We start from the raw sequence: 12,990 nt of genomic DNA, 5'->3' as shown, positions 1-12,990 counted from the left end.
ATTGCTTGCAAAATTACTTAGTCTTATGTAAACTGATTGTTAAGGATTTCAACTCAAACCTATAAGCTATGATTATCAAAAAGATACGTCAGACAAACATTTTTTCCGCTTCGGTAACGCTTTCGGGACGCCCCACATCTACAAGTTTACCGCCGCTGTGGTCATACCCCATTATGATTTCTGACTTCATGAGTTCCATATAATTGGTCATGATCGAAAATTTTCCACTTTTGGGAAGCATAGCAAATAATTCCGGTTCGATGATATGGATGCCACTAAATGCAAATTCGATCAAAACTTCATCTGATTCGATGATTTTTTCTCCGGTTGAATGATTCTTCCAACCTTTCAGCCACATATCTTTTTCAAATAAAAGTTTGCGTGAACTTGTTCTGTCTGAAACAGCCAAAGTCACTATCGGTTTATGTTTTTCGTGAACCTGGATTAAATGAGTAATGTCCAAATCCGTTAAAATATCCACATTCATTACCAAAAAGGTATCATTTTCTAAAAATTTTCTGGCTTTTACGAGTCCTCCTCCGGTTTCCAAAACTTCATCTGATTCATCAGAAATATGAATCGTCACGCCGAAATTGTTTTTTGAACCAAGAAAATCTTTAATCTGATCTGTAAAATGATGTACGTTAATCACAAATTCATTTATCCCGAAAGATTTCAGGTATTCGATGTTTCTTTCGAGCAAAGTTTTTCCGTTGACCACCGCCAGAGCTTTTGGATGGTTGTCTGTAAATGGTTTCAACCTTGTTCCTAAACCCGCTGCAAATAAAATTGCTTTCATTTCCTAATATATTTCGTTAATCCAATTCTTACTTTCCTGCTCCACATGATTCACCACAACATTCACATTTGGAAATTTCTCCTGAATGTGTTTTGATACCGCATCAGCCGAATAAACCGAACGATGCTGGCCACCTGTGCAGCCAAAATTAATTTCTAAATTGGCAAATCCACGCGTTGAATAATCTTCAATTGTCAAATCGATTATCGTATAAATTGCATCCAAAAATTCCAAAATTTTTGTTTTGGTTTCTAGGTATTCAATTACATTTTTATCGCGTCCTGTGATGGTTTTGTAATCCTGAATTCTACCAGGATTCAAAATTCCGCGGCAGTCAAAAACAAAACCGCCGCCGTTTCCTGATTCGTCCTGCGGGATTCCTTTTTTATAGGAAAAACTTCTGACATTAACGGTTAATTTTTCGCTCATCGATGATTTGTTTTATAGTTTGAAAAGTTGACTTTTCTGTTAATTTTAAAATTACTTTTTTCAATTCGGTATAATTCTCCAAAACTGGATATTCTTTTATTTTTTCTAAGTTTTTTAATCCAAATTCTATGCTTTCGATGAAATGTTTTTTACCCTGATAAACCCCTCTAAATCCATACGTCCCCAAAACCTGCAAAAGTCTTTCCAGAACACATAAATCATAACCTTTTCTGAATTGAATTCCGTCTAAATCTTGTTGGGTCAAATCAATGAATTCATTCACGTAAATTCCATAAAATTCTTCTTTCCAATTTTCCGGCAAATCGGTTTTTGCCTGCCACAAAATCGAAACCAAATCGTATTGCGCCGGACCTTTCAAACCACCTTGATAATCAATAAAATAAGACTCGTTCTCATAAACCATAATATTTCTCGTTTGAAAATCTCGGTAAACGAAATATTGTTCTGGAATTTGTTCAAAATCCATTGAAAATTTTTCAAAATCTTGTATTAATTTTCCTTGATTGAATTCAATTCCTAAAAGATTTAGAAAATAATTCTTAAATAAAAATAAATCGCGCAAAACCAGTATATGATTGAATTTCGGATAACTGAAACATTTTGAATAATCCATATCTGCTCCACCCAAAACCTGCATTTTCACCAATTGACGAATCGATTTTTCATACAAAAATTTAGATTCATTCGGATTTTTCAAAACGACATCCAACAAAGTTTCATTTCCAAAATCGGATTGTACATATAAAGTTGTGTCTTCTGAAACTTGATAAATCATCGGAAGGTTTTCAATCACTTTTGAAAAATGTTCTGTGAAATAAATGAAAGTTCTATTCTCTTCAACATTTTCACTTTCTGTTAAAATGAAGGTTTGATCTGAATAATTAAAACGGTAATATTTCCTCGCAGAACCTCCGCCAGAAAGCAATTCCAAAGTTTCAACAGCTTGCTCGCCGTAGTGTAAATTCAGGAAAGATTGGATTTTTGGGCTTTCAGTTCTCATTCTTTTATTGATTCATTTTGTTCAACTAAAATCCGCTTCCCCTTTTCAATTAGATAATGACAATTCAAACTACAATATTTAGTTTGATTCGTAGGAACAAAAGTCAATTCATTATTAAAAATATAAATGGAGCAATTTTCTGATAATTCTATTTTTTTTCTGTTATAATTTTTTCTTTTGAAGTGTAAAAAAATTAATTTATTATTCGAATAGTAAAATTCATAAGTCGTATAATCTTTCTCTGCTACATTTTCTTTAATTTTAGAAATATTTTTAGTTTCATCAAAAAGAATATAATTTCCCCATCCTCCATTTTTCCTATTGTCACTGTAAATAATTTCGCCTTCTTGAATCATGATTTGAAACTTCTCTCTATTTATATCAATTTCATTGACTAAACTATCTATTTCAATTTTCTCGTTTTGACAAATGATTTGAGAAAATGAATAGTGTGACAACAATAAAACACAGATATTAAATAAAATCCTCACCAATTAAACTTTGTCGAAAGTTACAATTTTTCATGAAAAAACCTGTCAGGTTTTGAAACCTAACAGGTTTATCAATTATTTTTAAATCTTTATTTATTCAATTTAACCTTTAGATTTTTCAACATCGCTTCCGTCATTTTCTCCAAATCAAATTCAGGCTTCCAATTCCAGTCTTTTTGCGCAACGGAATCGTCTATGCTCGCCGGCCAGCTGTCAGCAATCGCCTGACGAAAATCCGGATTATAAGAAATTTCAAATTCAGGCATTTTCTTTTTGATTACCTCTGCAATTTCTTTTGGCGTGAAGCTCAACGCACTCAAATTATAAGAAGTACGAATCGTTAATTTATCAGCGTCAGCCTGCATCAATTCTATAGTTGCACGAATCGCATCATCCATGTACATCATCGGCAAAGCCGAATTTTCAGAAAGAAAACATTCATATTTCCCTTCTTCCAAAGCCTGATAATAAATGTCAACTGCATAATCCGTAGTTCCACCACCCGGACGAGTTTTCCAGCTGATCAACCCGGGATAACGAATGCTGCGTACATCCACTCCGAATTTTTCATGGTAATAATTACACCAAAATTCACCTGCTCTTTTAGAAATTCCATAGACCGTCGCCGGAATTGCATGCGCATTTTGTTCGGTATTATTTTTAGGCGTGTCATTCCCAAAAATGGCAATGCTGCTTGGCCAGTACAATTGTTTAATCTTTTTGTCTTTTGCTAAATCCAAAAAGGTCAAAAGTGAATCCATATTCAAATCCCAGCCTTTTTTTGGAAATTTCTCAGCAGTTGCAGAAAGCATTGCTGCCAAATGGTAAACAATTGTGATTTCATGTTTGGAAACAATCTCTGAAATCTGTTCTGCATCCATTACATTTAACACTTCGTAATAAGAGTCATTTGCTTTTTCGGGTTCCTGAATGTCTGTTGCCAGTACGTTTTTTTCGCCATAAATTTCTCTCAATGCAGTTGTCAGCTCTGAGCCTATTTGCCCCAAAGCACCTGTTACCAAAATTTTTTCCGTCATCTGTTTGTTTAATTTGCCCCACAAATATAAAACATATCATAGAAGCACAAACTGATTTTTCTTCTTAGATTTGTAACATTTACACTCATTTAAATAACTAATACACAAAATAAACAGAGAGATGAAAAATTTGAACATTTTCTGTTTTGCCTTATTAGGAATTTTAGGATTCGGACAGGCAAAATACGATGCAATTAATACTGATTACATGGATAAAAGCGTCCGCCCTCAGGATGATTTTTACAATTTCGTAAACGGTAACTGGATGAAAAATACAGAAATTCCTTCTGACAGATCACGTTGGGGAAGTTTTGATGAACTGCGTGAAAATACCGACATGGTTTCATTAGGAATTTTGAAAAGCCTTTTGGGAAAAGAGTATAAAAAAGGAAGTGATGAACAGAAGATCGGCGATTTGTACGAATCATTTATTGATTTTGATGCAAGAAATAAAACGGGAGTTGCGCCGATAAAACCTTATTTGGATAAGATCGACAAAATAAAAACAGTTAAAGATCTAGAGAATTATTTGACTGAAGCTACACCTATCGGGCTGAACCCTTTTTATGGATTTTATGTTTATTCACACATGAAAAACAGCAGTCAAAATGCGGTTTATTTGGGAAGTGCTGATTTAGGTTTGGGTCGTGATTACTACCAAAAAGAAGATGATGTCAACAAAGAAACTTTGAGTAAATATTCTGAATTCATTAATAAAATTTACACTTACACCGGAGAAAAAACAAGAGATCTAAAAGGTCCAAAAATCGTTGAATTTGAGAAAAACATCGCTTCAAATTTAATGACCGTTGAACAACAACGCGATGACAGATTACAATTCAATCCTTATGCTGTAAAGGATTTGAAAAATCTTTCAAAAAATATTGATTTGGGAAAATTCCTTACCAATTCAGGTGTGAAAACCGATTCTGTAATCATTGGTGAATTAAAATATTTCAAAAATATTGACAATATCATCAATGAGAAAAACATTCCTGCTATCAAAGAATACATGAAATTTCATTTGATTGACGGTGCTGCAAATTCACTTACAAAAGAATTGGATGATTTAAGTTTTGACTTTTATGACAGACAATTAAGAGGTCAAAAAGAACAAAGAGCGTTGGACAAACGTGGATTGGAATTCGTTAATGGTTCAGTTGGCGAATTGTTAGGGAAAATTTATGTAAAAGACAATTTCCCGCCTGCAGCAAAAGCGAATGCAAAGGAAATGATTGATTATCTTTTTAAATCTTTTGATTTACATATCAATAATTTGGAATGGATGTCTCCTGAAACCAAAGTAAAAGCTTTGGAAAAATTGAACAAATTCACAGTTAAAATCGGTTATCCTGACAAATGGAGAGATTATTCAAAACTTGAAATCGTTTCGCATAAAGAAGAAGGTGCATTGTTCAAAAACAGAATGAACATCAGAAAATGGTACTACAACAGAAATTTAGAAAAAATCGGAAAACCGGTTGACAGACAAGAATGGGGAATGTCACCACAAACGGTAAATGCTTATTTCAATCCGTCTAACAATGAAATCGTTTTTCCTGCTGCGATTTTGCAAGCACCTTTCTATGATTTCAGAGCAGATGCTGCGGTAAATTTTGGTGGAATCGGAGCTGTAATCGGACATGAAGTTTCTCATGGATTTGACGATAGTGGTGCAATGTACGATGGTGACGGAAACTTGAAAAACTGGTGGACTGAAGAAGACAATAAGAAATTTACTGCTGCTGGGAAAGCGCTGGCTGATCAGTTCAGTCAATACGAACCCGTTCCTGGTTCTAAAGTAAATGGAGAATTCACATTGGGCGAAAATATCGGTGACTTAGGTGGAATCAATGTTGCTTACGATGCGTTGTTGATGTATCTGAAAGACAAAGGAAATCCTGGTAAAATTGACGGATTTACGCCTGAACAAAGATTCTTCATCTCATGGGCAACCATTTGGAGAACCAAATCTACAGACGCAGCTTTGACCAACCAAGTAAAAACAGATCCACATTCGCCTGGCTATTTCAGAGCCATTGGACCTTTGGAAAATGTAGAAGGTTTCTACAAAGCATTTGATTTGAAAAAAGGAGATAAAATGTTTAAACCAAAAGAACAAAGAATCGTAATCTGGTAAAATCATGGTAATTCCAAAATTATTCAGATGGCTATTTTTTAGAAAAATAATTAAAATGACAACAGTAGAAGCTATAAAAAATCCAAATGTTACTTTGATTGACATCAGAGAACCTTACGAATTGGAAATTGACGGAAACGTCCCAAGTGCCATGAACATCCCAATGGGAGAAGTTCCGGAAAGATTAGAAGAAATCAAAAACATGCCGAAACCCATTGTAATTTTTTGCAGAAGCGGTGGACGTGCATCTTCGACTTTGAATTTCCTGCTTGAAAATGGAATGGATGAAATTTTCAACGGAGGCGGATTCAACGATGTGAATGAGATTTTGAATTCATAAAAATAACATTCAATATATTTAACCTCGCAATTCTCAAAAGTTGCGAGGTTTTTTTAATTCCAAATAATTTAAAATGAACAAAAAAGAACGCGCTCAATTTGTGATGAATGAATTGGAAAAATTATATCCCAATCCGCCGATTCCGTTAGACCATACCGATGAATTTTCATTGTTAATTTCCGTACTGCTTTCTGCTCAAACGACCGATAAAAAAGTCAATGAAGTGACACCCGAATTATTTGCGAAAGCGAGCAATGCCAAAGCAATGGAAAAATTAGAAGTAGATGAAATCAAAGAATACATCAAGCAAATCGGGCTTTCATCCACCAAAGCCAAGCACATCAAAAGGCTTTCTGAAATTTTGGTCGAAAAATATGATGGTGAAGTTCCATCAACTTTTGAGGAATTGGAAGAATTGCCCGGAGTCGGTCACAAAACCGCTTCTGTTGTTATGTCCCAAGCATTTGGACATCCGGCTTTTCCGGTCGATACACACATTCACCGACTTATGCACCGTTGGAAATTGAGCAATGGAAAATCAGTTCAGCAAACAGAAATTGACGCTAAAAGACTCTTCCCTAAAGAAGTTTGGAACAAACTACATTTACAGATTATTTATTACGGTCGCGAATATTCCCCTGCGCGAAGCTGGAATTTAGAAAAAGATTTCATTACTAATAAAATTCTTAACACAGATTCTTAAAGGAAATCCTTTTTCACTTTTATATAATTGTTAAATTTGCAGGTTGAATAGCAATTCCAAAATATGATTAATTCTGTAATTACCGGATCGGGAAGCTTCATTCCTGAAAAAATTATAAAAAACATTGATTTTTTAAACTATAAATTTTATGATGAACAAGGCATTTTCATTGAAAAACCAGTTCATGAAATCATTGAAAAATTTCAGGAAATTACAGAAATTGAAGAAAGGAGGTATGTAGATGACAAAACTTTCACATCTGATATTGCTACTGCAGCAGCGGAACGAGCAATTGCAGATGCTGGAATTGATAAAGAAGAAATCGATTACGTAATCGTTGCCAATAACTATGGCGACATTGATCCTGTTTACAGACAGGTTGACAATATGCCTTCTGTCGCAACGCGTGTGAAAAATAAATTAGGCATCAAAAACAACCGTTGCCGTCCTTATGATATGCTTTTTGGCTGTCCTGGATGGATTGAAGGTTTGATTTTGGCGCATCATTTATTCCAATCAGGAACTGCAAAAAAAGCATTAGTAATCGGTGCTGACACTTTGTCGAGAGCAGTTGACCCGCACGACAGAACTGCGATGATTTTTGCTGACGGTGCCGGTGCAGTTATTTTGGAAGCAAAAGAATCTGACAAAGCGGAAGGAATTATTTCTTACGATACGATTTGTGATAGTTTGGACGAAATGACTTATTTGGTCAATGATAAATCTTTGAAAGAAGATTACGAAGGCTCTCAAATCAACATCAAAATGCGTGGAAGAAAAGTGTATGAATATGCACTTCGCAAAGTTCCTGCTTTGATCAAACGTGTGATTGACAATTCTGAAGTCGAAATTTCCGAAATCAAAAAAGTATTGCTTCATCAGGCAAATGCCAAGATGGATCATGCGATGATCGAGCGTCTTTTTAAATTGTACAACATCACCGAAGTGCCGGACGATGTAGCGCCGATGACGGTTCAGAAATTAGGAAATTCTTCTGTAGCAACCGTTCCTACGATGTACGATTTGATTGCTAAGAAACAATTGGGCAACCATGAATTCAATTCGGGTGACAACATCGTTCTGGGCTCAGTGGGCGCAGGGATGAACATCAACGCGATTGTTTATAGAATTCCATAATACTCCATTTTTTAAAATTTAATTTAAACAGAGAATTAATATTTACAATGTCTCTGTTTTTGTTGTACTTTTAATTCAAATTTTCTTTCCGATTTACTCTAGGAGCCTTGTATTTTATTTTTTTCAAATAAATTTTATAATTTTTATTAATTTTATTTCGCTGAAAATCAATCAAATACAAACAAAATTGCAATTATTTTAAAAAATATTTAAAAATAAATGTGACTTTTTGAATTTGCCCGTGTCATAATAAATGAAAACTAATAAATGGCATTTCAACATACAACAGAAATCATCGAAGATGAGTTACTCGTTGAAAAGATAGTCAAAGCAAATGATGCTCATTTGTTTGGACTGTTATACGACCGGTATGTGCCTGTGGTGTACAATAAATGTCTGAGTTTTGTTTCCTCAAAAGAAGAGGCACAGGATTTAACTCATGACATTTTCGTGAAGCTCTTTGTCAAATTGAATACATTTAAGGGAGAATCTAAATTTTCAACCTGGATTTATGCTTTTACATACAACCATTGTGTGAATTACATTCAGAGAAATCAGAAAGCACAAAAGAATACCAAAAGCATAAACGAAGATATAGAAGATGAGTTTTTAGATGAGATTTCAGATGAGCAGATTCATGAAATGAAGGCCGAGAAGCTGGCCACAGCTTTACAGAAAATCGGGACGGAAGATAAAGCTTTGCTTTTGATGAAATATCAGGACGACTTTAGTATAAAAGAAATTGCAAATACCTATGAAATAGGAGAAAGTGCTGCTAAGATGCGGTTGAGCCGAGCGAAATCAAACCTAATCAACATTTATAAAACTTTATGATTATGGACAATCCTTTTAAACAAATCATAGAACACCAGCAAGTTCCGGAAGTACTCCGAGAAAAGGTTATGGATGATATTAGGTTGATTAAGCTGTCGTTGGACATGGCTGATTTGGTTGCAATTAAATATCCTTCGTCTATTTTAGACATTTTTGGATCTACAACGAAGAAAAAAGATAACGATAAAAACAAATAAACTAATCTGTTCTACTATGAAAATGAATTTTGGATCACTGGAAAACCCTTATTACAACTTCTTAGACGTGTTGCCTAACATCTTGATGGGATTGGCATTTATCATCGGTGCTTGGATTATTTTCAAACTCGTGGTGATGGGAACAAAAAAACTTCTGAAAGTTGTAAAGATTGAAAAACTAAACTCTATCATCAATGATAATGAATTAATCAGAAGTTCTAACATAGAAGTTGATGTGTCTAAAATTATCATCAGTGTTGTAAAATGTCTGATGGCACTAATCATAATTGTTGTAGGAGCTGATATGTTAAATCTTCCAATGGTTTCTGAGCAAGTAGGAAATTTATTAGAGTATCTACCTAAATTCTTCAGTGCTGTTTTGATTTTTGCAATTGGAACCTATCTGGCTTCTCAAGCAAAAAAGCTGATTCAAAATTTATTAAAGTCTTTTGATTCAAATGGATCAAAAGCTGTAGGAGGAATTGTTTTTTACCTGATTTTCATCTTTGTTTCGATAACGGCTCTTAACCAGGCCGGAGTAGATACACAGATTATTTCCAACAACATTTCTTTTATCTTAGGAGCTGCACTCATTACAATTACTTTGGCTGTGGGACTTGGATCAAGAGACATTGTTTACAGATTGATTTTAGGATTTTATACCAAAAAGAATTTAGAAATCGGAATGAAAATCCAAATCGGAGAACAAACCGGAATCATTGAAGCCATCGATAATATTTGTCTGGTATTGAGAACAGAAAATGAAAAAATTGTTTACCCTATAAAGAAAATTAACAACCAGGAAATAAAAATTTTGAATTAAAATATTTTAACACAACCTATCTATTTTTTAATTAAACCAAACCATTTCTTAATCAATTTAACCTAAACAATTTAATCAACTTAAACTTTTTAACCGATTTAAACCTTTTTCCATTTTCTTAACAAGAAAAAAACAGCCACAAGCCTAATAACCAACTTATACCAATTACCAATATCTTAAACCAAAGGGGTGTTACTCCTAACCAAAGACAACTTAGACCGTGGATTAATTACCTAACCTATTTTTAACCACGGAAAGACTGCCGATAATATCGGCAGTTTTTTTTTGATTAAATATGTTAAAGAATTCTTAACTCCGTTAATCTTTTCACAAAATAGAATGAACTACTATGCTAATCAGTACGATTCCTATTAGATTTGCGTTGCTCTTAAAGCAGATTATAGAATGTCAACCCATATGTAAAATCAATGAGAGGATTAAATATACTTACCATAGTTATTATCGCAATATTCACTACTTCATGTAGTTCATTGATTTCGACTTCTAATGCTAAATCAAGCTACGTTCCCCTCGAAAGATCATATTACACACAAGGTTCCATCATCAACAAACAGCTTTACGCCGAAAGAAAAGCCGAAGAAGTTAAACCCGTAAAAGTAGAAAGAGAAAAAACAGCCATCGAAGAATTAAATGAAATTCACGATATGGCAATGAGTTCTTTCGTTTCTAAAATTCTTTCCGAAGCAGAAACTTATTTAGGAACTCCTTACCGATTTGGCGGAACTACCAGAAGCGGTATTGACTGCTCTTCTTTCGTTCAACAGGTGTTTGAAATGTTTGATTATCAACTTCCACGTGTATCTTCTGCACAAGCAAAAGAAGGAACAGAGATCACCAAAGAAGATTTGAGAGCGGGAGATTTGGTTTTCTTTTCCACAAGTGGAAGAGGACGTGTTTCTCATGTAGGAATTGTACATTCCATCAGAGAAGACGGCGAAATCGAATTTATCCACGCATCCACTTCACAAGGCGTTACAGTAACTCCGTTAAGTGATTCTTATTGGTCAAAACGCTACTTGTACGCAAAAAGAATTTTAGATTAATTAATCACTTTAAATTCTCTTTCACCCACTTTTCAGCAATCAGATAAGGATTAATTAGTTCTGAATCTTTGTGAGAATTTTCTTTGTACAAATTTTTAACCCGATTAGAAATCTGCTCCTTGATGTATTCAACAACGCGCAATTCATCCTGTCTTTTTCTGTTTTCCGTAAAATAACCATTCGATTGAACTGTATCGAAATAATCCTGAACCAATTCCCAAACTTCTGCCAACCCCTTGGAATTGAGACCAGATCCAAGCAAAACTTTACGCTTCCAACCTGATGGTTTCTGTGGGAGAAATTGCAAAGACCTTGCCAATGTTACTTTCACATCTTTAGCCTTATCGATTCCAAAATCATCGACTTTATTCACAAAAATCAAATCCGCCATTTCCATAATCCCGCGTTTGATTCCTTGCAATTCGTCACCAGCACCAGGAATTTGAAGAAAAATAAAAATATCGGTGATGTCATTTACCAATGTTTCCGACTGCCCTACTCCTACTGTTTCAATCAAAATTACATCAAATCCAGCCGCTTCACAAAGCAGTACCGATTCATAAGTTCTCGATGCAACTCCACCTAAATGCCCGCCGGTGGCAGATGGACGAATGTATGCATCTGGATTTCTTGCCAGATCTTCCATTCGGGTTTTATCGCCCAAAATACTTCCGCCAGAAAGTGAACTGCTCGGATCGATTGCCAAAACCGCAACTTTATAACCATTTTGCGTCAATAATTTTCCAAAAGATTCTATGAAAGTACTTTTCCCAACACCTGGAACACCTGTGATAGCGATTCGTTTTGATTTTCCTGTAAACGAAATCAATTCCTGAATCAACTCATGCGCCAATTTCTGATGTTCTTCCAATGAGCTTTCCGCCAAAGTGATAGCTCTGCTCAATGAAACGCGATTACCTGATTTTATGCCTTCTGCTAATGTTTGTATGTCTTCTTTTTTCAATTCTGAATGAATTTAAACAAATGTAAGAATTTTGAATTCTCTCTGAAATTCAATCTATTTTTATAATTTCGCTTGAAATTGTTCCATTGAAACCTGAATTTTTAAAACCAAATGACAAAATTGCCATCGTCGCTCCTTCCGGAAGAATTTTCCCTGAAGAAATTGAAGATGGCTTAAATCTCATCAAAAGTTGGGGACTGACTCCCATTTTGGGAAAGAATTTATTTCAAGATCATTACAACGGATATCATTTTGCGGGAACGGATGAACAACGAATTTCAGATTTTCAAAATGTGCTTGACGATGACAAAATCAAAGCCATTTGGTGTGCTCGTGGCGGATATGGAGCCGTGAAACTTTTGGACAATTTAAACTGGGATAAATTCCTAAAAAATCCAAAATGGATTATCGGTTATTCAGACATCACGGCGATTCACAACCACATTAATAATTCGGGAATTGAAACCGTTCACGGAATTACCACCAAAAAATTAAATACCGAATACAACAACGAAACATTTTTGACCTTAGAAAAGGCTCTTTTTGGCAAAAATTTAAACTATGAAATTCCTGCGCATCTGTACAACCAAAGAGGAAATGCAAAAGGAAAATTGGCAGGTGGAAATTTGTCGATTATTTACAGTTTAGCAGGAAGTAAATCTTTTATTGATGGAAATGATTTGATTCTGTTTATCGAGGATTGGAACGAAAACTGGTACCATATCGACCGAATGATGACAAATCTGAAACGTTCCGGATTATTGAACAAAATCAAAGGAATGATTGTCGGAAGTTTTACCCAAATGGATGTAGAAGCCGAAAATCCTGAATTTCATTCAAATTTTGACCAAACAACTTACGAAGTCATTAAAAAAATTATGAATGAATTTCAAATTCCAATTGCATATCAATTTCCTGCCGGGCACATCGGAGACAACCGCGCTTTGATTTTCGGAAGCGAAGTTTCGCTGGAAGTAAATGAAAATTCTGTAATTTTAAAATTTAATTAAA

General features: G+C 34.6%; 15 protein-coding genes. 9 read left to right on the top strand and 6 right to left on the bottom strand.

From position 1 onward, the window contains the following. Positions 1-88 precede the first annotated feature (88 nt). The 5 genes from B8977_RS05560 to B8977_RS05540 form a co-directional block, all read right to left on the bottom strand. Positions 89-799 (bottom strand): nucleotidyltransferase family protein, encoded by a 711-nt coding sequence (locus B8977_RS05560; protein ID WP_084016695.1) that lies wholly within the window; start codon positions 797-799, stop codon positions 89-91. A gap of 3 nt (positions 800-802) precedes the next feature. Next, entirely contained in the window at positions 803-1,228 is a 426-nt protein-coding gene (locus B8977_RS05555; RefSeq protein WP_084016694.1) for a RapZ C-terminal domain-containing protein, read from the bottom strand. Continuing rightward, entirely contained in the window at positions 1,206-2,249 is a 1,044-nt protein-coding gene (locus tag B8977_RS05550) for an aminoglycoside phosphotransferase family protein (protein WP_084016693.1), read from the bottom strand. The genes B8977_RS05555 and B8977_RS05550 overlap by 23 nt, the downstream gene beginning before the upstream one ends. Then, entirely contained in the window at positions 2,246-2,740 is a 495-nt protein-coding gene (locus tag B8977_RS05545) for a hypothetical protein (protein WP_143736348.1), read from the bottom strand. Before B8977_RS05545 ends, B8977_RS05550 begins: the two co-directional genes overlap by 4 nt. A gap of 89 nt (positions 2,741-2,829) precedes the next feature. After that, positions 2,830-3,777, bottom strand: coding sequence for an NAD-dependent epimerase/dehydratase family protein (locus B8977_RS05540; RefSeq protein ID WP_084016916.1), 948 nt, complete (start codon positions 3,775-3,777; stop codon positions 2,830-2,832). Positions 3,778-3,898: 121 nt separating this feature from the next. Here B8977_RS05540 and B8977_RS05535 point away from each other — a divergent pair, with 121 nt between their 5' ends. The 8 genes from B8977_RS05535 (at position 3,899) to B8977_RS05500 (ending at position 11,015) form a co-directional block, all read left to right on the top strand. After that, positions 3,899-5,917 (top strand): M13 family metallopeptidase, encoded by a 2,019-nt coding sequence (locus tag B8977_RS05535; protein ID WP_084016691.1) that lies wholly within the window; start codon positions 3,899-3,901, stop codon positions 5,915-5,917. 55 nt (positions 5,918-5,972) lie between these two features. Further along, positions 5,973-6,257, top strand: coding sequence for a rhodanese-like domain-containing protein (locus B8977_RS05530; RefSeq protein ID WP_084016915.1), 285 nt, complete (start codon positions 5,973-5,975; stop codon positions 6,255-6,257). 73 nt (positions 6,258-6,330) lie between these two features. After that, positions 6,331-6,960: an endonuclease III gene (nth, locus tag B8977_RS05525; RefSeq protein WP_084016690.1), complete on the top strand. Its 630-nt coding sequence runs from the start codon at positions 6,331-6,333 to the stop codon at positions 6,958-6,960. A 63-nt stretch (positions 6,961-7,023) separates the two neighbouring features. Next, positions 7,024-8,097: a 3-oxoacyl-ACP synthase III family protein gene (locus tag B8977_RS05520; RefSeq protein ID WP_084016689.1), complete on the top strand. Its 1,074-nt coding sequence runs from the start codon at positions 7,024-7,026 to the stop codon at positions 8,095-8,097. Between the two features lie 267 nt (positions 8,098-8,364). Next, positions 8,365-8,931 (top strand): RNA polymerase sigma factor, encoded by a 567-nt coding sequence (locus B8977_RS05515; RefSeq protein WP_084016688.1) that lies wholly within the window; start codon positions 8,365-8,367, stop codon positions 8,929-8,931. Between the two features lie 2 nt (positions 8,932-8,933). Then, on the top strand, positions 8,934-9,128 hold the full coding sequence (locus B8977_RS05510) for a hypothetical protein (RefSeq protein WP_084016687.1): 195 nt from the start codon (positions 8,934-8,936) through the stop codon (positions 9,126-9,128). A gap of 22 nt (positions 9,129-9,150) precedes the next feature. After that, entirely contained in the window at positions 9,151-9,951 is an 801-nt protein-coding gene (locus tag B8977_RS05505) for a mechanosensitive ion channel family protein (RefSeq protein WP_159447455.1), read from the top strand. Positions 9,952-10,379: 428 nt separating this feature from the next. Further along, positions 10,380-11,015, top strand: a complete 636-nt coding sequence (locus tag B8977_RS05500; protein ID WP_084016685.1) for a C40 family peptidase — start codon at positions 10,380-10,382, stop codon at positions 11,013-11,015. Positions 11,016-11,019: 4 nt separating this feature from the next. Here B8977_RS05500 and meaB read toward each other — a convergent pair whose 3' ends face one another. Continuing rightward, complete coding sequence (meaB, locus tag B8977_RS05495; protein WP_084016684.1) at positions 11,020-11,979, bottom strand: methylmalonyl Co-A mutase-associated GTPase MeaB; 960 nt, start codon at positions 11,977-11,979, stop codon at positions 11,020-11,022. Between the two features lie 86 nt (positions 11,980-12,065). Here meaB and B8977_RS05490 point away from each other — a divergent pair, with 86 nt between their 5' ends. After that, positions 12,066-12,989, top strand: coding sequence for a S66 peptidase family protein (locus tag B8977_RS05490; protein ID WP_084016683.1), 924 nt, complete (start codon positions 12,066-12,068; stop codon positions 12,987-12,989). Position 12,990 lies beyond the last annotated feature (1 nt).

The organism is Moheibacter sediminis (assembly GCF_900176425.1).
In the GTDB taxonomy this organism is placed as follows: Bacteria; Bacteroidota; Bacteroidia; order Flavobacteriales; family Weeksellaceae; genus Moheibacter; species Moheibacter sediminis.
Note: the sequence above shows the minus strand (reverse complement) of the source record. Positions and strands in the feature narration are given on the sequence as shown.